General features: G+C 66.1%; 16 protein-coding genes. 5 read left to right on the forward strand and 11 right to left on the reverse strand.

What is annotated here, in order from left to right:
* Positions 1-374: 374 nt before the first annotated feature.
* Positions 375-701, forward strand: coding sequence for a hypothetical protein (locus tag ASE39_RS06925; protein ID WP_198928066.1), 327 nt, complete (start codon positions 375-377; stop codon positions 699-701).
* A 183-nt stretch (positions 702-884) separates the two neighbouring features.
* Positions 885-1,268: a sugar-binding protein gene (locus ASE39_RS06930; protein ID WP_242421375.1), complete on the forward strand. Its 384-nt coding sequence runs from the start codon at positions 885-887 to the stop codon at positions 1,266-1,268.
* Positions 1,269-1,335: 67 nt separating this feature from the next.
* On the opposite strand, the gene ASE39_RS06935 is transcribed toward ASE39_RS06930, so the two are convergent.
* The gene (locus ASE39_RS06935; protein WP_057270655.1) at positions 1,336-2,538 is read right to left on the reverse strand and encodes a multidrug effflux MFS transporter; all 1,203 of its coding nucleotides are present in this window, start codon (positions 2,536-2,538) and stop codon (positions 1,336-1,338) included.
* A gap of 111 nt (positions 2,539-2,649) precedes the next feature.
* Complete coding sequence (locus tag ASE39_RS06940; protein ID WP_057224762.1) at positions 2,650-3,672, reverse strand: diguanylate cyclase; 1,023 nt, start codon at positions 3,670-3,672, stop codon at positions 2,650-2,652.
* A gap of 364 nt (positions 3,673-4,036) precedes the next feature.
* Here ASE39_RS06940 and ASE39_RS06945 point away from each other — a divergent pair, with 364 nt between their 5' ends.
* On the forward strand, positions 4,037-4,891 hold the full coding sequence (locus ASE39_RS06945) for a GGDEF domain-containing protein (RefSeq protein WP_057224763.1): 855 nt from the start codon (positions 4,037-4,039) through the stop codon (positions 4,889-4,891).
* A 132-nt stretch (positions 4,892-5,023) separates the two neighbouring features.
* On the forward strand, positions 5,024-5,641 hold the full coding sequence (locus ASE39_RS06950; RefSeq protein ID WP_241776935.1) for a BON domain-containing protein: 618 nt from the start codon (positions 5,024-5,026) through the stop codon (positions 5,639-5,641).
* A gap of 56 nt (positions 5,642-5,697) precedes the next feature.
* Here the strand turns inward: ASE39_RS06950 and ASE39_RS06955 are convergent, their stop codons facing one another.
* The 6 genes from ASE39_RS06955 to ASE39_RS06980 all read right to left on the reverse strand — a co-directional run bounded on the left by ASE39_RS06955 (position 5,698) and on the right by ASE39_RS06980 (position 18,204).
* Positions 5,698-6,399 (reverse strand): Crp/Fnr family transcriptional regulator, encoded by a 702-nt coding sequence (locus ASE39_RS06955; RefSeq protein WP_057224766.1) that lies wholly within the window; start codon positions 6,397-6,399, stop codon positions 5,698-5,700.
* A gap of 172 nt (positions 6,400-6,571) precedes the next feature.
* Positions 6,572-7,246, reverse strand: coding sequence for a Crp/Fnr family transcriptional regulator (locus ASE39_RS06960; protein WP_010465587.1), 675 nt, complete (start codon positions 7,244-7,246; stop codon positions 6,572-6,574).
* A 165-nt stretch (positions 7,247-7,411) separates the two neighbouring features.
* Positions 7,412-16,096, reverse strand: coding sequence for a glucoamylase family protein (locus ASE39_RS06965; RefSeq protein ID WP_057270707.1), 8,685 nt, complete (start codon positions 16,094-16,096; stop codon positions 7,412-7,414).
* A 59-nt stretch (positions 16,097-16,155) separates the two neighbouring features.
* Positions 16,156-16,398 (reverse strand): hypothetical protein, encoded by a 243-nt coding sequence (locus ASE39_RS06970; protein ID WP_010465589.1) that lies wholly within the window; start codon positions 16,396-16,398, stop codon positions 16,156-16,158.
* Positions 16,399-16,781: 383 nt separating this feature from the next.
* Positions 16,782-17,231: a type II 3-dehydroquinate dehydratase gene (locus tag ASE39_RS06975; protein WP_057270656.1), complete on the reverse strand. Its 450-nt coding sequence runs from the start codon at positions 17,229-17,231 to the stop codon at positions 16,782-16,784.
* 19 nt (positions 17,232-17,250) lie between these two features.
* Positions 17,251-18,204, reverse strand: coding sequence for a TRAP transporter substrate-binding protein (locus tag ASE39_RS06980; RefSeq protein WP_050812563.1), 954 nt, complete (start codon positions 18,202-18,204; stop codon positions 17,251-17,253).
* A 242-nt stretch (positions 18,205-18,446) separates the two neighbouring features.
* Here ASE39_RS06980 and ASE39_RS06985 point away from each other — a divergent pair, with 242 nt between their 5' ends.
* Positions 18,447-19,229: an IclR family transcriptional regulator gene (locus ASE39_RS06985; RefSeq protein WP_057270657.1), complete on the forward strand. Its 783-nt coding sequence runs from the start codon at positions 18,447-18,449 to the stop codon at positions 19,227-19,229.
* A 5-nt stretch (positions 19,230-19,234) separates the two neighbouring features.
* Here ASE39_RS06985 and ASE39_RS06990 read toward each other — a convergent pair whose 3' ends face one another.
* From ASE39_RS06990 to ASE39_RS07000, 3 genes are read right to left on the reverse strand one after another with little or no spacing between them, the layout of a single operon-like run.
* A complete protein-coding gene (locus tag ASE39_RS06990) occupies positions 19,235-19,825 on the reverse strand; it encodes a methylated-DNA--[protein]-cysteine S-methyltransferase (RefSeq protein ID WP_057270658.1) in 591 nt (196 codons plus the stop codon).
* 50 nt (positions 19,826-19,875) lie between these two features.
* Entirely contained in the window at positions 19,876-20,781 is a 906-nt protein-coding gene (locus tag ASE39_RS06995) for an SDR family oxidoreductase (RefSeq protein WP_010465594.1), read from the reverse strand.
* Entirely contained in the window at positions 20,782-21,717 is a 936-nt protein-coding gene (locus tag ASE39_RS07000) for a glutathione S-transferase family protein (protein ID WP_057224773.1), read from the reverse strand.
* Position 21,718: the final 1 nt, after the last annotated feature.

Consider the following 21,718-nt stretch of genomic DNA (forward strand, 5'->3'; position numbering starts at 1 on the left):
GGCTCTGAAAGTCTTGGTGACTGCAGCAGTACTTGTTGGAGCGGCGAACCACCTGACACCGGAGCAGCGAGCGCGGATGGAACAGGCTGGGGCTTTGCTTCAGCAGCGCACGAGTGAATTGCTGGATCGGGCTTCTGGGTTGGTTTTTAATGAGGGGGGAGGTGCCGCGTCGATCCCGCCGGATCCTGCGTCGGGAAGCGAACCTGACAGGGGAGGACTAACCAAGGCTGGACGAGCGCAACAAAAGCACGGGGATCGAGTAGGTAGCGCCTTCGATCCGGTGAAAGGCACTCCAGAGGATAAAAATACTCAAGGTCAACGAACGTTGGACGGCATTGTGAATTCCCCGGAGCGCGTTGACGGACCAAACCGTCATGGAGGCGTTGACGTTCGCGAAAGCCCTGGTGGGCGTGGCGCTCGGTTTGGGCCGGATGGGAAATTCACAGGGTTCCTTGAACCATAAGAGGCAGCATATGAGAGATGTCAAATGGCAGACGGTAGTTTTGAGTGAACCTGGATATGAGCATCTTATTGCTGAGGTGAGCTATGAGGGACAGTTCTTGCTGCTGTTGGATCGCGAGCAAGGGCGCGATTCAGTATGCATTGCATTCCCAAAGAATGATGGGAAGTTGGGACAACGCATTCTTCTTTCAGAGTTCATTGCGAATCTCAAAAGCGCTGCTGAAAATTTGTGCCAATAACGTTTTCTCAGAGGCCAAGTCAGCTGTAGCCTTTTGGACTTGTGTCCATATCAGCCAGTCATTAGCCACCGATTGCGGAGATAACAGGCCATCCACAATACTGGCTGGCATGCGAAGGTTCGGATGCAGATGACGTCTGTGACTCGGGGCTGGATCTAATGGCTTTGAACTCGAGCTACAGAGGTGTCGCAAAAAACCATGGTGGGCACTGGCCGGTTTTTATCGACCAGGAAAGCCAATCAATCCTACGACGCCATGGGAAACATCATCGTGCGCGGCCCTCGGACTTTCGAGTACGACAGCGTTCCCAATCTCAAGTGCATCAACTGCTCAACCGCCGCCACTCGGGTGCAATACGTCTACGACGGTGACCAGAAGCGCACCCAGGTCATTCAGGGAGGCATCACAACGCATGAGTTCCACGGCGCCCACGGCAACCTGCTGGCCGATTACTCCCCTGGCTCCCGCAGGCTGGTTCAGTACATCTATCTGAACGGCGAGCGCGTAGCACAGAAAGAGTCCGCACAGTGGCCGTCTCATCGCGGCCAATTACTCCTATATTCATAGCTGTTAGCGCTTACCCATTAAGCGCTAGCAGTATTTTTTCCATGTTTTTACAAGAGTTGCTGCACAGCTAGGCATGTACCAGCGCGCCGCGCTTGCCACCCAGCGTGATCCACGCCAGCGCCACGCCCACCAGTGCGCCGGTGGCCATGCCGATCACCATGGGCAAGGGCTTGCCGGTGGCAAACAGGCCCACCACGCCCATGGCCAGGGCGCCGGTCAGCATCTGCAGTGTGCCCAGAAGGGCCGACGCCGTGCCGGCGATGGCGCCGTGTTTCTCCAGCGCCAGCACCGAGGTGGTGGGGATCACCAGCCCCATGAGCGCGCTGGCCACAAAGTACAAGCCGATCAGCACGGCCAGGTCATCACCCCCGGCCAGGTAATACAGCAGCAAGGACGCCATCACCGCGCCCGACGCCGTGGCCGCCACCTTCACCACCCGCGCCATGCCAAAACGCTCGCCGAGCGTGGCGGTGAACTGGGAGGCGCCGATGAACGCCGCCGCGTTGACCCCGAACGCCACGCTGTACTGCGTGGGCGACAGGCCGTAGTGGTTGATGAGCACAAAAGGCGAGCTCGCCAGGTACACAAAAAACCCGGCCATGGCACAGCCACCAATGAACACCAGGCCCAGGTAGTGCCAGTCGCGCAGCAGCAGCGCATAGGCGCGCAGGGCGCCGCCCAGGCTGCTTTCCACGCGGTCGGACGCAGGGCGTGTCTCGTGCAGGCCGCCGTACACCAGCGCCAGCCCCGCCACGGCGGCCACGGCCACCACCCAAAACACACCACGCCAGCCCGTGAGCGCAATCACCCCACTGCCCGCCAGCGGCGCCAGGATGGGCGACACGCTGAACACCAGGATCAGCAACGACATCAGCCGCGCTGCATCGGTGCCCGTGTGCAGGTCACGCACCACGGCACGCGGTATGGCCATGCCCGCCGCCGCGCCCAGGCCCTGCAGGAAACGCAGGGCCACCAGGGTTTCGATGTCCGTCGCCAGCGCGCAGCCCACGCTGGTCAGCGTGAAAAGGCCCAGGCCCAAGTACAGCGGTGGCTTGCGCCCCACCATGTCGGAGACGGGGCCATAGAACAGCTGGCCCGCCCCCAGCGCCAGGAAAAAAGCCGTCAGGCTCCACTGCACGGCACCCACCGACGCCCCCAGGCTGGCGCCAATGTCTGGCAGCGCGGGCAGGTACATATCGATGGCAAACGGCCCAATGGCCGAGAGCAGGCCCAGGATGAGGGCCATTTTGTAGAAGCGGGAGAAATGCATAGCCGCCCATTGTCACCATTTCGGTGCATGCATTTCGGGTAAACCCTGCATGGACGGCATAAGAGTGCGGCCATGCCACTGCGGGCAGTGGTCGCACCAAAGCCCAACCCCTCAGTCTGGAGCCTGCTCGATGCGATTGCGCCCGCCCTGCTTTGCGCGGTACATGGCGCGGTCGGCGCGGCGCACCAGTTCTTCGGGGGCCTGGTCGCGCTGGGGCACCACGGTGGCCACGCCAAAACTCACGGTCACGATGCCAGAGGGTGCGCCCTCATGCGGCAGGGCCAGCGCCTGGATGGCGTGCTGGATCTGGTGGGCCACGTCCATGGCGGCCTGGGCATCCGACGCGGGCAACAGCACCACGAATTCCTCGCCGCCAAAGCGTGCTGCCAGGTCCCCCTCGCGGCGCCCGCCGGTTTGCGCCAGGGTCAGGGCCAGCGCCTGCAGGCAGGCATCGCCCGCCAGATGGCCGTAGTGGTCGTTGAAATGCTTGAACACGTCCACGTCCAGCATGATCAGCGACAGGGGGGCCTGGGCGCGCTGGGCACGCGCCCATTCGTGCGCCAGGGCCTGGTCAAAGTGGCGCCGGTTGGCGATGCCGGTGAGCCCGTCGGTGTTGCTGATCCATTGCAGCTGTTGGTTGGCCTGGGCCAGGGCCTGGGTGCGCTCGTCAACCAGCGCCTGCAACTCGCGGTTGTGCTCCTGCAGCCGGTCCACCGGGTACACCTCGCCCGCACGGGCCACACCAAACGGGATGGAGATGCTGCTGTGCGCAATCTTCCAGTCATCGCCCTCGTGGCGAAACACCAGCACCAGCCGCGCGGTCTCGCGTGCAAACAATGCGTCGGGGATGGGCAGCTGGATATGAAAGAACGCGGTGACGGCCACCACGTCATCACTCAGCTCCTGGGGGAAAAGGTCCACCACGTCAATGCCGATGCGGCCTGGCACCTGGGCAAAGTCCTGCAGCGTGACCTCGACCCACTCGCTGCGGCTCTTGATCAGCTGGTCGCTGCTGCCCGCAAAGCCGCTGAAGTTATCGCTAAAGCGCGTGACCAGACGTGCATCCCGCGCGGCATACATCTCGATGTACTCATCGAACAACAGGCGGATCAGTCGCTGGCGTTCCGGTGACATGGGCGGGTTCCTCTGGAGCAGCGGTGGGGTGGTGCGCGCAACCCGCAGCGCAAACTGCGGCCGGGCGCTCTGATGAATGTAGCACTCAACGCCCTTCTGTAAAGGCTGTGGTGGCTGCGCGCAACATCCAGCCTGCCAACCGAACTCGGCCACGCCGATCCAGCCCGTACCGCGCAAGACACTTTCACCCACCACCCCGACCCCGCGTTCAGCCTATGTGCGCTGGCAGACAGTGAACGCCCTTTCAAGCCGTCAGACTGTGTCACGAGTAAGGACGTTGTTCTGATGGCGGTGGTTTGGTCCCAGTTCCGCGCTGCCCAGATCTTTCTCAGGCCAAGGCAGCGTCTCCAAAAAGGAGCGGCGCATGGGTATCCACCAACGACAATTCCTGTTCGGCAAGACGCTCACCACATCGTGGCCCAGCGCAATACAGATTCAACACTGGACCCAGGTGCTGGGGACGCTGCGCGCGCGCCTTCTCAATCCCTCTGGCGATACCATCCCGAATGGACTGGCGCCCACACCCACCGCCAAACCAGGGCCGGACTTCAATCTGCGCGAGTGTGTTGCTGCCCTGGAGGAGATGCACCAGGCACTCGAACGAGAGACTGCGCAGCGGCAGGAGCTGGAGCGCACCTACCAAGGCACCCACCTAGCGCTCATTCAAGCCGAGGCCGACCTGGCCTGCGTGCGCAGCGGTGAACGGCGGGCGCGCCACCAGGCACTGCATGACGAACTGACGGCGCTGCCCAACCGCCGGCACCTGCTGCAGCAGCTGGGCCATGCCCTGGCGCAGCGCCGCCCCGGCCACCCAGGGCCCACGGTGATCTACATCGACCTCGACCACTTCAAGGCCGTCAACGACACCCATGGGCATGGCGTAGGTGACGAGGTGCTGCGCATAGCGGCCGCCCGCCTGAGTGCGGCGGTACGCCATGGCGACCTCGTGGTGCGCCTGGGTGGTGACGAATTTGCCTGCCTGCTGCAAGGTATTGCCGACACGGGACCGTTGCGCCAGCTGTGCAGCAAGTTGCTGGACGCTGTGTCCCGCCCCATGAAAGTCGCCAGCCTGCAATTGCGGGTGTGCCCAAGCATTGGCGTTGCCATCTGCCCGCAGCACGGCACGGCGGCCGAAGACCTGCTGGCATGCGCCGACGCGGCGATGTACGCGGCCAAGCGAGACCGGCGTGGATTCGCGTTTTATGGTGAAGCGAGCTGATCCAGTGAGCGCTTTTCGCACAAAGTAATACACCCCCGTGGGTACGGTTACGAACAGACGGCCGCTGCGCACCATGGGACAGTGCAAACAACAGCCACCACCATGGTGGCCGCCTTTCCAAAGGACTGTTTCATGCGCCATCCCACACCCCGCCAATTTTCTGGCGCCCTTCTGGGGGCGCTTGCTGTCATGTCGCTGCAGGGCTGCAAGCGCATCGACATGGTCACCGACTGGGCACCTGCCAGCCCCTCACCTACCGCGTACCTGGAGGACAGTGTGCTGACCTCCCGGGTTCGGGCCGCACTCATCCTCTCGCCGGTGGTGAACAGCTTTCACATCGGTGTCGAATCGCACCGGGGCGTGGTGCTGCTCAGCGGCATGGCGGCAGACCCCACACAGATTGATCTGGCGGTGTTTGTGGCGCAAACCGTGCCCGGCGTGAGCTCGGTGGACAGCTTCATGTTTTCCACGGGCATACCCCCCGCTCTGGCCATCGGCAAGAACTACACCCCCAGCCCGACAGCCCTGCGCACCCAGCGCCTTCTGGGCCATGCCCCCCACCCTGAAGCCACCCATCCTGAGGAGCCGCCTTCGGTCCCGCCCCCCGCCGTGGTGCCATTGAGCGATCCCCTGGCGCTGGAAACCGATCAGTCCGCAGACAATACCCCCAAGCAGAGCCGCTGGGTGAGCCTGGCCCACAGCGTGTTAGGCGTTCGCAGCATTCAGGACGAACTGTTGATCAAGCAGTAAGCCCCACCTGGCCCCATCACAGGGGCGCCGGGACCTGCCAACGGGCGCAGCGTGCCTCAGCGCTGGGCCTTCATCAACCGCTGGTAGATCTGCTTGTCGGCGGCATAGCAACTGCAGGCCTCGGCCTCCAGCGCCGGGCGGTCGAGCACGGTGAGTTCGCCCCGGTGGTAGGTAATAAGCCCATCGTCCTGAAAGTGGCTCGCCGCCTCGGTCACCCCCACCCTTCGCACGCCGAGCATCAGCGCCATGAATTCCTGGGTGACATGAAAGTGCTCTGACTGCGACCGGTCCTGGCTCATCAGCAGCCAGCGCGCCAGGCGCGGCGCAATCAGGTGATAGCGCTGGCACGCCGCCGCCAGCGTCTGCTGGTGCAGGCGCGCCAGCAGACAGGCCTGGAGCAGGGTTTCCAGTGCCGGAATCTCTGTGATCTGTGCCCGGAGTTCGTGGGCGCCAATGCGCCAGCTGGACCCAGCCCCCTGCACCAAGGCACGCCAGGGTGTGGCGGCCAATCCCAAGATCAGCTCTGACCCGAGCATGGCCTCGGCCCCCACCATGCCGACTTCCAGCGGGGGGTGGCTGTCCACATCGATCACCAGGGACAAAAAACCTTCAATGGGGAAGTGGGCATATTCGAGCGGCTTGCCCCGCACGCTCAATTCTGCGGAAAGCACGAGTTCGAACGGCTCGCAATGGTCCAGCAGTTGCTGGCGCGCAGCCGGGGGCAGCCGGTGAAGAAGGGCGTTTTCGGGGCGGTGCATCCAGGTGTCTCACGGGTCGGCCAGCGCCGCTCAAAGAAGCGGCATCATGACAACCGCGCGGAGGCTTTCCCCGCGCAGGTCTTCGGCCAGTGTGGGCGCCCCTTGGCACCCTGACTGTCTGCCAGCGCACACAGCACGCCCCGCCCGGCCCTCCCATCAGTGGGAAGGCGTGCTAACTGGCAACACCCTTGGGCAGCAACCGGTCGTATTCCTTTTTGACGACTTCGTAGCACTCGCAGGTGCGGCCCTCCAGGCCCGGGCGATCCAGCACATTGATGTGCCCCCGGGCGTAGCTGATCAGCCCGGCCCGCTGCAGCTTGAGGGCCGCTTCGGTCACCCCCTCGCGCCGCACGCCCAGCATGTTGGCGATCAGTTCCTGCGTCATCACCAGCTGGTTGCTTTTCAGGCGGTCCAGGCTCAGCAGCAGCCAGCGGCACAGCTGCTGGTCCAGCGAATGGTGGCGGTTGCACACGGCGGTCTGCGCCATCTGGGTGATGAGTGCCTGCGTGTAGCGCAGCAGCAGGTGCATGACGGGCCCCGAGCGGGCAAACTCCTGCTTCATGGCATCGGCGCGCATGCGGTAACCCGAACCCGCGCTTTGCACCACCGCCCGGCTGGGTGTGGAGCCACCACCCATGAAGATGGAGACGCCCACCAGTCCTTCAAAACCGACCACCGCAATCTCGGCCGAGGCCCCGTCCTCCAGCACATAAAGCAGGGACACGATGGCGTTGGTAGGGAAATACACATACGGCATGGCCGCACCGGATTCATACAACACCTGCCCCAACGGCAGCTCCACCGACTCCAGTTGCGGCAGCCAGCGCTGCAGCTCCAGCTCCGGCAAGGCGGCCAGCAGCTGATTCTGAAGGGGCGAATTGGATCTTTTGATGGTGGCACCTTTGGTAACGCGAGGCGCACGGCCGTCGCGGTTGGGCCTGCCACGCTGGGCAAGCAGCCAGTTTGCGGGGCTGAACCCTTCTGGTCTGTACGGTATCGCACATACACACATTTACCAAATGGCGCCCATCCGTGGGTACTGCACAGCGCCAGAAACCGTGTCCGCATGCACCGGAAGGGGAATCACACAACACAGGTCCGAAGACAGATCGACCCATCGCAACCGTTCACCCACCTGAAGCCAGCACGCACCAGCCGGGGCATTCACGGGCAGGCTGGGTGGCCCAGCCCCCGGGGCCATCCGCACCAGAATGAACCGCAGCGTGCGCCCACCGCGCACCAGGGTCAGTTCGGCACCCGGCCAGTGCGACGGCAGGCAAGGCGTGAAAAACAGCTCCTGTGCCCGCATCTGCAGCCCCACGATGGACTCCACCGCCGCCCGGTGCAGCCAGCCCGCCGCGCCGGTGTACCAGCTCCAGCCGCCCCGCCCCACATAGGGCGGCTGGCTGTAGATGTCGGCCGCCATCACATAGGGCTCCACGGCATACACCGGCCCCCACACGGGGTGCTGGGCCCGGTGCGCCGGGCTCAGATAGGTGAAGTAGCGGTAGGGCACATCGAACGCACCGGGGTGCTCATCAAGCCTCTGCACGGCCAGTTCTGCGGCGGCCATCAGGGCCCACACACCGCCATGGGCATACTGCCCGCCGTTCTCGCGCACGCCGGGTGGGTAGGCCTGGATGTAGCCGGCGCTGGGTGAGGCATGGCGCAGCGAGGGCGCCAGCAGCTGGATCAACCCCGCTGCGGGGTTGACCAGATGCGCCTCGACCGCGTCCATCGCGCCGCGCTGCCGCTCAGGCGCTGCGGCGCCCGAAAGCACCGCCCAGGCCTGGGCGATCAGGTCAATGCGACCCTCGTCCCGCGTGTGGCTGCCCAGTGCCGTGCCGTCGTCAAAAAAGGCGCGCTGGTACCAGCCGCCGTCCCACGCCTGGTTTTCCAATGCAGCCCGCCAGCCGATCAATGCGGTGTCCCAGCGCTGCACGCGGTCCAGATCGCCCTGATCGCGGGCCAGCGGAATCCAGTCGGTGACGATGGCGCACAAAAACCACGCCAGCCACACCGATTCGCCGCGCCCGCCGTCGCCCACGCGGTTCATGCCGTCGTTCCAGTCGCCACCGCCCATCAGCGGCAGACCGTGTGCGCCGGTGCGCAGGCTGCGGTCGATGGTGCGTGCGGCATGCTCATACACACTGGCTGTGGTGGTGCTGGCGCCGGGGGATTCGTAGATGTCCTCAGCGCCCTCAGGAATGGCGGAGCCTTCAAGGAACGCCACCTGCTCCTCCAGCAAACTTTTGTCGGCGGTGCGCTCCAGATAATGCGCGCAAGCAAAGGGCAGCCACAGCAGGTCGTCCGAGAAATGGGTGCGCACCCCTGCCCCGCCCGGCGTGTGCCACCAATGCTGCACATCGCCCGCCTCAAACTGGCGCGACGCGCACAGCACGATCTGCGCGCGCAAGGTGCCCGGCTGCGCCCAGGCCAGCGCCATCGCGTCCTGCAACTGGTCGCGGTAGCCCGTGGCACCACCCGCCTGGTAAAAGCCCGCCTTGGCATACAGGCGCGAGGACACCGTCTGGTACAGCAGCCAGCGGTTGACCAGCACATCGAACAGTGGATCGGGCGTGGCCACCTGCGTTGCGCCCAGCAGCAGGTTCCATCCATCGAGGGTCGCTTTCTCCCGCACACGGGCCGCCACGGCCATGGCCTCAGCGCCCAGCGTGCGCGCCGCTGCCTCGGTGGGCGCGTAGCCCATCAGGTACACGCGCTCGAACGCCGCCCCGGCCCGCAAGGTCACCATGCGCGACAGCGCTGCACAAGGGTCCAGCCCGAACCCGCTGCGCTGCCCCAGTTGCAAGGGCACCACCAGATCGCCCTGCGCATCGAAAAACTCGCGGCGGTCGCAGGTCCAGTCCAGGCTGTCATTGGCACGGTCGTCCGTGCCCGGCCCGGCCGAGGCCTCGCAGAAAAAGGCCGTGCCCCCCCCAAAGCCTGCGGCCGCCTCGGTCTGCGTGCACAACAAGCCCAGCAAGCGGCCGTCGGGCAGCGGTGCAAAACACGGTGCGGTGGCCAGCGTGGCGCGGTCGCCGCGTTTTTCACCCATCATCCATTCCACCATGCCCACCAGGCGCAGATGCTCGCGCCGATTGCCCAGGTTGCGCACCTGCACATGCACCTGTTTGATGGCAGTGATGGGGTCCACACACCAGCGCACCGCTACATCCAGCGAGCCTCGGCGGTGGCGGATGGTGGTGGTGCCCTGGGCATGTTCCACGCCGTACACCACATCGGCTGCGCCCCAGGCCGAGGGCGTCAGGCTCCACACCTCGCGCGTGCGGCGGTCCTGCAGCAGCAGCCATTCGGCGGGCGGGTCGCCCACCGGGTCGTTCGACCAAGCCGTGAGCTGGTTCAGGCGGCTGTTAAGCGCCCAGGTGTTGCCTGCGCCACTTTCAGACACCATGGCCCCCAGCTGGGCATTGGCCAGCACATTGACCCAGGGTTTGGCTGGCCGCAACACAGCCGACACATCGAACCCGAAGGTGCCGGTGACCGGTGCAAAGCCGCCCACCGGTGCGGGCACCCGCGTGCTGCCCTGGTGCGTGGGCACTTCGTCGGTGGCACCGCCGCGCCAGGGGCTGGCCATGGATGCGCCATGGGCCGCCACCCAGGCCTTCACCTGGTGCATCAGTGCATGGCCATCGGCCTGCAGGGTGATGCGGGCCAGGCTCGCCAACGTGCCCAGTTGCGGTGCCGACAGCTCATCGATCCGCAGTACACGCAAGCTGGTCACGGCCGGACCGGTGTGTGTGGCGAGATCGGCATCGTGGTGCTCGCGCAGCAGCGTCAGCTCGCGCTGCAGGGGCATGTGGTACGAATGGGATTCACTGCTGAGCACCACCAGGTCGCAGGCCACACCACCATGCGCCCATTCGCGCAGCGCCTGGGCCAGCGTGCGCAGCAGGCCCATGCCCTGGGGCGATCCGGCCATCACCAGCACGATAGGCCGGTCGCCCGACAGGCCCAGTTGCCACAACACGCGGCGGTCGCACACGCGGTGGACCACCTGGGGCTCTGTCAACAGGCCCGCAGGCACGGCATGGATCTTGGGCAGCGTGAACACCAGCGCCGTGGTCAATGCCTGCAGTGCGGGCAGGTAGTCGCGGTGCGGGCGGTGCGACGCCCACTGGATGCTGGCCAGCGTGGCCGACATGGCCGAGGCGCGCTCCACATAGGTGGGCTGGCGGTACTTGTCGATGATGGCCAGCAGCGTGGCCGGGTCTGGCGATGCCGCTGTGGCAAATGTGACGCAGGCTTGCGCGCCTGGCGCAATGCGGAGCATCACCCCCAGGGCGGCCACGGGGTCCAGCCCCGTGTCCAGCGCGGCGGGCGCCTCCGGCACACGGCTCAGCAGGGCCAACGGCTGGCCGGGCGTGTGGTTGCGCCCCAGCCAGAGCTGGCGGTCGGTCTGGCAGCGCAGGCCCAGTACATGGCCTTGCGTCTCGGCCACAAAGTGGGTGGCCTGCAGCGTGGTCTCGGTCTGCAGGCGGGGCGTTCTGATGAACCGCAGCGCCTGCTGTTCGGGCAGCCAGTCGGCGGCAATGAAAAGGTTGGAGAACGCCGGGTGCGCCTCGTCGGCCGCATGGGTGGCCAGGGTGATGTCCAGGGCCGAGATCAGTTCCAGCTCGACCACCTCGTCGCCCAGGTTGCTCACCACCACCTTGCGCAGCTCGATATCGTCCTCGGGACTCACCCACACCGTGGCGTGCACGCGCAGCCCCGGCCACAGTGCGTCAAAACACACGCGGTCGGTGTGGAAGATGCTGCCGTACACCGCTCGCGCATCGGGAGCGGGGTGGCTGGTGACGGACGCGGGCACGCTGGAGCCCATCTGCCGCACATACAGAAAACTGCCGTGCGCATCCCGCAGCGCATCGTCGCGCCAGCGGGTGATGCCCGTCTGGTGCCAGCGGCTCCAGCCCGCCCCATTGGCACGCAAGGTGACGCTGTAGCGCCCGTTGCCCAGCAGGTGTGTCGGCTCCAGCGCGTGGGCACCCGGGGTGACAGAGCGCACATGGTCGGGCGTCTTTTGCTGGCGCGCATGCGGCGGCAGGCGCGGCGGCGTCGCTTGCAAGGTGGGCAGCTCGCGCGGGGCGCGCTCCTGCAGCAGCGGCAGCACGGCCTCGATGCGTGCATGCGCCGTGCCCCAGCGCTGGGCCACTCCACGCAGCAGCACATTGGCCAGCGCCACGATGGTCATGCCCTGGTGGTGGGCCATGTAGGTGCTGACCAGCGTGAGCCGCTCGCCATGGGTCTGGCGTTCGGGCGTGAAGTCCAGTGCCTCGTAAAAGCCGTAGCGCCCACGCGCCGACAGTGCAGCCAGGGTGCGGAAGTTCGCGCAGGCCGCGCGGGCATCCACCTGCGTAGCCAGCGCCGTGGCATAGGGTGCAATCACCAGCTCGCCCACGGGCGCGCGGCGCAAGGCCAGGCGGGGCACGCCCTGCGGGGCGTATTGGTACGCCAGGGTGTGGTCGCGTCCGGAATAGGCACATTCGGAAATGCCCCAGGGCATGTCCTTGCCCAGGCCCTGCACCAGCGCCACGTGCTCACGCAGGGCCGACCGCCCTGCCTCACCCAGGGCGCTGTGATACGGCTCGTCCATGACCAGTGTGGGCATGAGGTACTCGAACATCGAGCCCGACCACGAGCGCAGCACCGCATGGTGGCCGTTGGCAAAAAACGGCCGTCCCAGGGCCGCCCAGTGCCGCACGGGCAGGTCGCCCTTGGCCACGGCCAGCAGGCTGGTGGTGCGCGATTCGGACGCGAGCAGATCGTAGAACGAGTTGTCCAGCTGCTGCTCGTCCACCCGGTAGCCGATGTGCAGCAGGTGCCGCCGCGGGTGGTACAGAAACCGGAAGTCAGCCTGCCAGGCCAGTGCATCCAGCGCCTCGGCCAAGGCCATCAGGCGCCGCGTGGACTCGGGCGCGCCGCCACTGTGCGCGGCCTGCTGGTCACGGTCCACCGACTGCAGCGTGGCCAGGTGGTCGGCCAGCAGCCAGAGCAGTTCGTCCTGCGCCGTGGGCGGGCTGTGCACGATGGCCGGGTGGCGTGGCTGGGCCATGCTGCGCAGCTCGTCCTGCGCCTGCGCCAGCAGCGCGCGAAACGCCGTGGCCTCAGGCAGGTGAGCGGGGTCGGGCGGGCGCAGGCCCAGCAGGCGGCTCAGCGCGGAGGGGTGCTGCAACCCGCGCATACCCAGGTGGTGGATGCCCAGCCGGGGCTGCAGCCGCGCCAGCGATGCGCGAATGGCCTGCTCACCCGCCTGCGGCGACAGCGGCTGCGCCGCCAGCGCGCTGCAGGCCTGCGCCACGGCCACCAGATGGGCGCAGAGGTTGCCGCTGTCCACCGTGGACACATAACGCGGGTGCAGGGGCTGCAGGGTTTCGGTGTCGTACCAGTTCAGGAAGTGGCCCCGGTGCCGCTCCATCGCTTGCAGGGTCGCCAGTGTGGCTTCGAGCCGGTCGAGCAGCTCCAACGTGCCGATCCAGCCGAACTGGCGTGCACAACTGGCACTCAGCAGGTACAGCCCGATGTTGGTGGGCGAGGTGCGGTGCGCCACCATTTCATACGGGGCGGTCTGCAGGTTGTCGGGCGGCAGGTAGTGGTTGTGTGCATCCACACAGCGCTCGAACAAACGCCAGGTGTCGCGCGCCACGCCGTGCAGCAGATCCTGGTCTTGTGCCGACAGCGTTGGGCTGCCACGGCCAGACGGGACCCTGTTCGCCAGCCACACCAGCAGCGGCGACAGCGCCCACAGCGCCAGCAGCGCCCCCACCAAGGCCCAGGGCGCCGAGGGGTCCAGGGAGCCCCCGGCCCAGAGCGCCACGCCGCAGCCCAGCGCCAGCAAAGGCGCCGCCTTGTGCCTGCGCAGCGTGGCGTGAAGGCTTGTGGTCAAGGTGTTCTGTGCGGCCTCGGCCGTGGTCCACTCAAGCAGGTGCCAACGGCTCACGGCCTGCCGGTGCACGGTGCGCACCACGGCATCGCCCAGCAACAGAGCCTGCTGCGGCAGCAGGGCCAGGTGCCACACGCCGCTGGCCAGGGCACGCAGCAGGTCGCCTGAGGCTTCGTGCACAAAACGCATGCCGACCAGCCCAAAACGGCTGGGCACCCAGCCCGCCAGTGCACCCATCAGCGGCGCAGCCACATAGGCCGCCACCACCAGCGCGAGCGTACTGGCCAAAGGCAGGCCCAGCCCCGCCAGGGCCAACACCACCAGCACCAGTGATACGGGTGCCACGAGCGAACGGCGCAAGTTGTCCAGCAGCTTCCAGCGGTTGGTGGGTGAGAGGCCCCAGCGATGGGCTTGGGCCAGAAAGGGCCACAGCTGCCAGTCGCCCCGCGTCCAGCGGTGCAGGCGGGCGGCGGCGGTGTCGCTGTGGTCGGGCTCGGACTCCACCAGCGTCACATCGCTCACCACGGCGCAGCGTGCCAGCGCGCCTTCAAGCAGGTCGTGGCTCAGCACCTGGTCGGCGGGCAGGCGCCCGCCCAGCACGGCGTGCACGGTGGCCACATGCAGCAGACCCTTGCCGGTGAAACTGCCTTCGGCAAAAAAATCCTGGTACACGTCGGAGGTCATGGCGCTGTACGGGTCCAGCCCCTGCTGGCCCGCAAACAGCCACTGCCACAACGAGGTGGTGGCAGACGTGGGCAGTGGCGCGAGCACCCGGGGCTGCAGGATGCCGTAGCCCTGCACCACGCGCTGGCCTGTGGCATCCAGCCGGGGTTGGTTCTCGGGGTGCTCGGCCACGCCCACCAGGCTGCGCAGGCGGCCCGGGGGCAGCTGCGTATCGCTGTCCAGCGTGAGCACATAGCGGGTCTGCGGTGCCAGGTGCGAGAGTTCGTCCAGGTCCAGGAAGGCGCCCTGCCCCCCGGTGGCGAGTGCGGCCACCAGCTGTTCGAGCTTTCCGCGCTTTCGCTCCCAGCCAATCCACTGCTGCTGTGTGGGGCTGTAGGTGCGCGCGCGGTGCAGCAGCACAAAACGCGGGGCACTGCCTGGAGTGACGGGGTGCTGCTGGTTCAGGGCCTGCATCTGGCTCTGGGCATGGGCCAGCAGCGGGCCGTCTTCGGGCAGGTCTTGCACATCGGCATCCACACCGTCGGTCAGCAGCGCAAATTGCGCACAGGGCTCGGGGTTGGCCAGGTAATGCAGGTGCAGGCGGTGCACCAGCCGGTCGATGGTGCCGGTGCTGCTGAGCAGGGCCGGGATCGCCACCAGCACACGTGCCGATGCCGGAATGCCCGCTGGCAGCAGGTAGCGGGGCATGTACGTGGGCCGGACGGATTCGCCAATGAGCCGGTTCACCACGGCCACCACGATCTCGGACACGGGCAGCAGCAACAAGGCGGCCACCAGCGCCAGGCCCGCAAGATGGGCTGCACTGGCCGAGGGCCCTGGTGGCATGCCCCACAGGGGCGCCATCAGCCAGGCCAGCAGGCCGAGCGAGCCCAGCAGCAAGGCGCCCAGGTACAGCGGCACACGCGACAGACCCACCGCAGAACGCCACAGGGCCACCGCATCGGTAGCATGGCGGCGTGTACCGAGGGTGTGCTCCAGCTGGCTGCGCCCGGCGCCTTGCAGCCAATAGCCTGCCAACGCCTGCGCGCCTTCAGGCTCATCCTGAGGCTCGCCGTGGCCGCCCGACATCAGCACCAGCAGCGCCTGTGCCACGGCGGCCTCACCCTGCCCGCTGCGGGCCGACAGGTTTTCAATGCCGTGCAAGGTGGTGTTGCGCGTGGCCTCGTCTTCGGCTGCAAACACGGGCGACTGCAGCATGGCGCGCAGCACCAGGCTGGTCTGGCTGATGATGTCGGACCAGTCGGCCGCGCCCACCCGCCGCAGCGCCGTGACGGCATTGCCCATGCTCAGCTGGTCCGCCGCCTGGTTGATCTGCTGCTGGGCCTGCAGCGCCACCAGGTCAGGCACAGCGGTCAACAACCACTGCTGCACCGGCAACAAGGGCTGCGCCGGTGTATGCCCTCCAGGCGTTCTGCGCCCCGCCATGGATTGCGCCAGATGGGCCAGGAACACGGGGGCCACACCGCGCTGCTCCATGGCAGCGCATGCAGCGTCCAGGGTCTGGGTAGTCAGCTCCTCGCAGTGGGTGGCGCACAGGCTGGCCAGCTCCTGCGCAGCCTTGTGGCTGGCCAGGCGCTCGGCCAGGCGGCGCAGGTTTTCGATGAACACCACGCGCAGCGTGGTGGGCAACGCCCACAGCTCCCCCTGGCTCAGCTCGCGGGTCTCCTGGTAAGCGTTCAGGTAGTGCACGAGCAGCGATTCATCAAACGCGCTGTCGGTGTGGGCCACAAACGACCAAGCCACACCGTACACACGCGGCAGGCCGACCAACGGGGCGTCTTTGAGCACCGGCAGCGAGCGGTAGTAACGCGGCGGCAGCCCGGCCCGGATCTCCTTGAGCTGGCTTTCGATCAGATGGAAGTTGTCAAACAGCCATTCAGCGGCGGGGCTGATGGCATGCTCGTCGTGGGGCGCGTCGAACAGGTAGCGGTGCGCAGCCCGCAACGCGCGGATGTTGCTCTGCAGACGCGGGTAAAACGTGGTGCGGCCAAAGGGTGCCTTGCCCGCGTCGTGGGAGGAACCGAGGTGCCGGCCATGCTCCTCGAAGCGGGCCGCGCCAAACACTTCGGCCCGCAGGGGTTCCAGCACCGGGCCTGCCCGGGCATCTAGCATGCGGTCCATCGCGGAAGGAACCCAGGGCCATGGTGTGCGTAAGCCCATGCGCGCGCCCCCTATCGCACCAGCGATACGGCCCCCACCAGCAACGTGACCAGGAGTGCAACAGTCACCACATGTTCTGCAACCAAGGCCTGCAGCCATGCAGCGCCAGCGAGAAACTGGTCCAGCGGCCCCCGCAACGCGCCGCAATGCACCAGATGTTCACCCAGGTGGGAGAGTTCCAGCAGCGAGATGTCTGCCGGCTGCCCCACGGAAGACGTGTCCCACGCTGAGGCAAGGGTGGATGGATGGGACATGGGCGGCTCCTGGTACAAGTGAATGGCGCAACCGCGTGGCGGGTACGCTCCGATCCTCTTGTACAAGGGGCAGATACTGCGCGTCTGTGCGCTGTCGAACAGACCCCAGCGGGCCTTTTTTTTGCCCAGGCACCTCACCACCTGATGCCTGGCCTTGCCCACACAGCTTTTGGCGAAGCGGGCTGTGTTGACGTCGCCTCACATGCTACTATTTTTATAGCATATCGCGCAATCCACCAAAGCGCTAGCGGCCTATTTGACCCAAAAATATCGAATCAACCACCGCTCACTAGCAGCACGGCAGAGGGCAGAGCCGGTCCATCGGGGGCCTGTGGCTTTTCAGAGGAGATGTTGAACGCACATCACCGTACATCCCACACCGCTCAGGCAACCTGGGCGGCCTCGCGCAGGCTGTCCACCAACGCCCGCAGCCCGGCCAGGTAGGAGTGGGGACCGAAGCCCTGCACCGTGGCCTTGACGGCGGGCGAGATGATGGAATGCGCGCGCCAGGCCTCGCGCGCGGCGATGTTGGACATGTGCACTTCGATCACCGGGAAAGGCATGGCCTTGATAGCGTCGTGCAGCGGCACGCCGTGCTGCGTGAGGCCCGCAGGATTCACGAGTGCGCCCTGCGCTACATCGATGTTGGCGTGCAGGAAGTCGATGAGCGCGCCTTCGTGGTTGGACTGCACGATGTCGAGCTCCACACCCAGCTGCGCAGCGAGCTTGAGCAAACGCTCGTTGATCTGGGCCAGCGTGGTGGTGCCATAGATATGGGGTTCGCGGCGCCCGAACAGGTTGAGGTTGGGGCCGTGGAGGATGAGAATTTTCATAGGTTTCGGACGAGGTGGCTTACTTGCGGATGCGGGCGAGTTCGTCGTTGTAGAGCTTGACGATCGCCGGGTCATAGGTGGCCGCGAACTTCTCGATCACGGGCTTGGCGATCTGCTGCATGCGCGCCAGCTCGGCGGGCGTGATCTCGTTGTAGGCCATGCCTTTGGCCTGCAGGTCACCCACCGAACGCTGTGCTGCAGCGCGGCTCACCTGGCGCTGGTAGCCACGCGACTCGCTGGCCGCGTCGTGCATCATCTTCTGCTCGGCGGGGGTGAGCTGGTCCCAGAACTTCTTGCTCACCAGCACGATGTTGGCGGCGTACACGTGGTTGGTGGCGCTCACGTACTTCTGCACCTCGAACATCTTGTTCGACAGGATCACCGCATAGGGGTTCTCCTGTCCGTCCACGGCCTTGGCTTCCAGCGCGCCATACAGCTCGGCAAACGGCATGGGCACGGGGTTGGCCTTGAAGGCCTTGAAGGTCTCCAGGAACACCGGGTTGGGAATCACGCGCAGCTTGAGGCCATCAAAATCATCGGCCTTGGTGATGGGGCGCCTGCTGTTGGTCACGTTGCGAAAACCGAGGTCCCAGTAGCCCAGGGCCACCAGGCCCTTCTCGGGCAACCTGGCGATCAACGCCTGGCCCAGCGGGCCGTCGAGCAGCGCATCGGCCTGCGCAAAGTTGGCCACCGAGAAGGGGAAGTCCACCAACCCGAATTCCTTGACGATGCCGGCCAGCGAGGTGGTGGCCGGGGCCGACATCTGCTGCACACCGCCCTGCAGCGCCGACTGCTGCTGCATCTCGTTGCCCAGCTGCGAGGCGGGGAACTCCATCACCTTCATCTTGCCGCCGCTCTTGGCCGCCAGCAGCTCGCTAAAACGCTTGACGCCAAAGCTCACGGGATGGTCGGCATTGTTCAGGTGTCCGAAGCGGATCACGCGCTCCTGCTGCGCGGCGGCGGGCAGCGCCATCAAGAAGGACAGGCCAGCGGCCGCCAGGAGGCAAGCAGTTTTTTTCACAGGGACTTCTCCAACAAAAAGAGACCAGGGTTGTGCACCCCAGGCCCGGGGTGCATCTGGGACTGCATCGTATGAATAAAGTGGAAATCGTTTCCACAGTAGAAACCCTTTAACAATTTTTGATACATTGCGCCGGAAGAACCAGCGCTTGGGTATCCTGGAAAAACCGGTTCACGATTACAAAAAGCCCCGCCATGAGCAGCATCCTTGAACGCAGTTTCAAAGTCCTGGAGCACCTTGCTCCGCATCCGGAAGGCAAGGCCCTGTCGAGACTGGCCTCGGAACTGGACATGCCACTGAGCGCCACGCACCGCCTGCTGGCCGAGTTGATCCGTTGCGGCTACGTGCGGCAGGACCAGAGCCAGGGCAACTACATGCTCACCATCAAGCTGGTGTCGCTAGGCCTGGGCTATCTGAGCGCCACGGGCGTGGTGGACATTGCCCAGCCCCTGCTGGACCGGCTGGCCGCCGAATCTGGCGAGCTGGTGCGTCTGGCCGTGGTGGACGGTGATGCGCTGACCTTTGTGGCCAAGGCGCAAGGGGCCGTGCGCGGCCTTCGCTACGACCCGGACATGGGCCTGTCGGTCAACCTGTCGTGCAGCTCGGCCGGCCACGCCTGGCTGTCCACGATGAGCGACGAAGAGGCCCTGGCTCTGGTGTCGCGCCAGGGCTTTGGCAAGCCCGAGGACTACGGCCCCAACGCCCCCACCACCGTGAAGGCCCTGCTGGCCTACCTGCGCACCGCGCGGCAGCAGGGCTTCAGCACCATCGTCGAGGTGTTTGCACCGGCCATGGCGGCCATGGCCGCACCCATCCGGCAAGGCAACGGCCCGGTGATCGGGGTGGTAACCATTGCGGGCCCGCTGGTACGCCTGACGCCCGAGCGCATGCAGGCCCTGGGCCCTGCCCTGCTGAACACCACGCACGAGCTGGCCATGGCCAGCGCGGGGTCGCCCCTGCTCAAAAAGCGCGGTTGATCCGTTCAGCCTCTGGGTGCAAACAGCGCCAGGGTCTCGTGCGCAAACGCGCCCTCGATCTCCAGCATGCGCATCTTGGTGGTGGCGCCGCCACCGGCCGAAAAACCGCCTGTCTTGCCGTTCACCGCCAGGATGCGGTGGCACGGCACCACGGGCGCAAACGGGTTGTGGCCCAACGCCTGGCCCACGGCACGCGCGGCACCCGGCTCGCCCAACGCGGCAGCCATCTCGCCATAGGTCATGGTTTTTCCGGGTGGGATGCGGCGGGCCAGTTCATACACGCGGGCGTTGAAGGGGGCCACGGTGTCCAGCGCCAAGGGCACATCACACAGGTCGTCGTGCGCTCCTTCGAGCAAGGCCACCACACGCGCTGCCCAGGCTGCCACCTCGGGTGGCATCCCGCTTTCAGCGAGCTGCGGAAACCGGCGCTGCATGCGGGCACGCGTTGGCACCTCGCCAGCATCTTCCGGCAGCTGCACACCCACCAGCCGTGCACCCTGCCACGCAATGCCGCAGTGGCCAATGGCGGTTGGAAACAGCGCATAGCCGCTTGTGAAACCTTGCGCCGTTTCGAGGGTGTGTGGCTCAGCAGACATTTGCTATATTTTTAATAGCTATTCACGCTTCTATATCAAGCGCCAGGGGCTTATTCAGCCCTCAATGCGGCACGCAACTGCTCGCCGACCTCAGGCTTGCTGGCAAACGGATCAGTGGGGTTGCGGCCCAGCATGATGTCTTCCATCCGCGTCTGCACCGAGGCGATGGCCTTGGGATGGCTGTAGATGTAGAACTGGCCCTGGGCCGCCGCGTCAAACACCTTCTGCGCCACCTCAGCGGCCGTCACCTTGCCGCTGCCCACCGCCTTGTCGCTCATGGCCTGGCCGATGAGCTGGCTCTTGGTGGGCCTCTCGGCCGGCATGTCTTCGGGCCGGTTGCGGTGGCTCTGGCTGATGCCGGTGGGCACGAAGAACGGACACAACACGCTGGCCTTGATCTGGTCGGTCACCAGCGACAGGTCCTGGTACAGCGTTTCCGACAGGCTCACCACGGCGTGCTTGCTGACGTTGTAGATGCCCATGTTGGGAGCGTCCACCAGGCCCGCCATGCTGGCAGTGTTGACGATGTGGCCGCGCCAGGCGGGGTCCTTCTTGGCGGCGGCCAGCATCATCGGTGTGAACAGGCGCACACCGTGCACCACACCCCAGAGGTTCACGCCCAGCACCCATTCCCAGTCCTTGATGGAGTTCTCCCACACCAGGCCGCCCGCGCCCACGCCGGCGTTATTGAAAACGAGGTGCGGCGCGCCAAAGCGCTGCTGCACATCGGCGGCCAGTTGCTCCATCTGCGCGGCGTTCGACACGTCGACCTTGCGCGCCAGCACCTGCACGCCCGCGGCCTGCATCTCGGCGGCAGCGGCATCGAGTGCATCCTGCTGCACGTCCACCAGCACCAGGTTCATGCCCAGGCGGGCGCCGATGCGCGCGCATTCGAGGCCGAAGCCCGAGCCGGCGCCGGTCAGGACGGCGGTCTTGCCTTTGAAGTCGTCAATCATTTATTTCTCAACCTTTCGCAACGTGTATCCAATGCGGGGGAAATGCACCTGCACGGTGCCTGCGCGCGGGTCGGTGCGGCGCAGGGTGTAGCGGGTGCGGGTGGCGGCGATCAGTTCGCCCTCGGTCGGCTCGGTGCCAAAGCTTTCGGCGGCAATAGCGACCTGCGTGCCCAGGGGGATGCCGTGCTCGTCCTGGAACACGTCATCCATCAGCGGCAGCGGCTCAGCGCCAGCGGCCACGGTAATGGCGTCCTGCGCGGTGAACTTCTCCATGCGCCCGTGGCCCAGGGCCGCGATGCGGTCCATCCATTCGAGCACGGCGGGGGTGGCCGCGAAGATGTCGGCCATCACCGGCACGCACTGGCGCGTGAACCACAGCGGGTGGTAGGTGGAAAAGTCGGCCAGGCAGGGCTCGGCGCCAAACAGGAAGTCATGCTCCTCGGCCATGTGCGCGATGCGGCGCAGGTACGAGCGGTAAGCGGCCGTGGCGTCTGCCGGGCGCAGGCGCTGCATGCCGGCACTCATCTCACGGCGGTCTTCGCTGAAGGCCTGGGCCACGTTGGGCGGCAGGTTGGCGAACATGGCCGACGCGCCCTTGGGCTGCAGGTTGTAGGCCATGGCCGCCCAGAACAGGCTGCTGTCGGCCCACTGCGCGAACACCCGTGCCACGCCCTTCAGGTGCGGCGGGTACAGCACGGGCTCGGGCTGCTCGTGCTCCAGCACGTCGCAGATCAACGCAGAGTCGCAGTAGATGTCGGCACCCACCTGCAGGAACGGCGTTTTGCGGTAGCCGCCCGTGAGCGCCACCACATCGGGCTTGGGCGCGATGCTGGGGATGATCACGGACTTCCAGGCCAGCTTCTTGAAGCCCAGCACCAGGCGGATCTTTTCGGAAAACGGCGACGAGGGGTAGTGGTGCAGGATGAGATGAGACATG

The sequence above is a fragment of the Acidovorax sp. Root267 genome (assembly GCF_001429215.1).
In the GTDB taxonomy this organism is placed as follows: domain Bacteria; phylum Pseudomonadota; class Gammaproteobacteria; order Burkholderiales; family Burkholderiaceae_C; genus Acidovorax; species Acidovorax radicis.

What these genes read in the sequence shown, in the direction of transcription:
- ASE39_RS07000 (WP_057224773.1), bottom strand. Translation starts at nt 21,717, where the DNA reads ATGTCTCATCTCATCCTGCACCACTACCCCTCGTCGCCGTTTTCCGAA.
- ASE39_RS06995 (WP_010465594.1), bottom strand. Translation starts at nt 20,781, where the DNA reads ATGATTGACGACTTCAAAGGCAAGACCGCCGTCCTGACCGGCGCCGGC.
- ASE39_RS06980 (WP_050812563.1), bottom strand. Translation starts at nt 18,204, where the DNA reads ATGGCGCTGCCCGCCGCCGCGCAGCAGGAGCGCGTGATCCGCTTCGGA.
- ASE39_RS06965 (WP_057270707.1), bottom strand. Translation starts at nt 16,096, where the DNA reads ATGCTAGATGCCCGGGCAGGCCCGGTGCTGGAACCCCTGCGGGCCGAA.
- ASE39_RS06945 (WP_057224763.1), top strand. Translation starts at nt 4,037, where the DNA reads ATGGGTATCCACCAACGACAATTCCTGTTCGGCAAGACGCTCACCACA.
- ASE39_RS06940 (WP_057224762.1), bottom strand. Translation starts at nt 3,672, where the DNA reads ATGTCACCGGAACGCCAGCGACTGATCCGCCTGTTGTTCGATGAGTAC.
- ASE39_RS06950 (WP_241776935.1), top strand. Translation starts at nt 5,024, where the DNA reads ATGCGCCATCCCACACCCCGCCAATTTTCTGGCGCCCTTCTGGGGGCG.
- ASE39_RS06970 (WP_010465589.1), bottom strand. Translation starts at nt 16,398, where the DNA reads ATGTCCCATCCATCCACCCTTGCCTCAGCGTGGGACACGTCTTCCGTG.
- ASE39_RS06990 (WP_057270658.1), bottom strand. Translation starts at nt 19,825, where the DNA reads ATGTCTGCTGAGCCACACACCCTCGAAACGGCGCAAGGTTTCACAAGC.
- ASE39_RS06935 (WP_057270655.1), bottom strand. Translation starts at nt 2,538, where the DNA reads ATGCATTTCTCCCGCTTCTACAAAATGGCCCTCATCCTGGGCCTGCTC.
- ASE39_RS06955 (WP_057224766.1), bottom strand. Translation starts at nt 6,399, where the DNA reads ATGCACCGCCCCGAAAACGCCCTTCTTCACCGGCTGCCCCCGGCTGCG.
- ASE39_RS06975 (WP_057270656.1), bottom strand. Translation starts at nt 17,231, where the DNA reads ATGAAAATTCTCATCCTCCACGGCCCCAACCTCAACCTGTTCGGGCGC.
- ASE39_RS06985 (WP_057270657.1), top strand. Translation starts at nt 18,447, where the DNA reads ATGAGCAGCATCCTTGAACGCAGTTTCAAAGTCCTGGAGCACCTTGCT.
- ASE39_RS06925 (WP_198928066.1), top strand. Translation starts at nt 375, where the DNA reads ATGGAGGCGTTGACGTTCGCGAAAGCCCTGGTGGGCGTGGCGCTCGGT.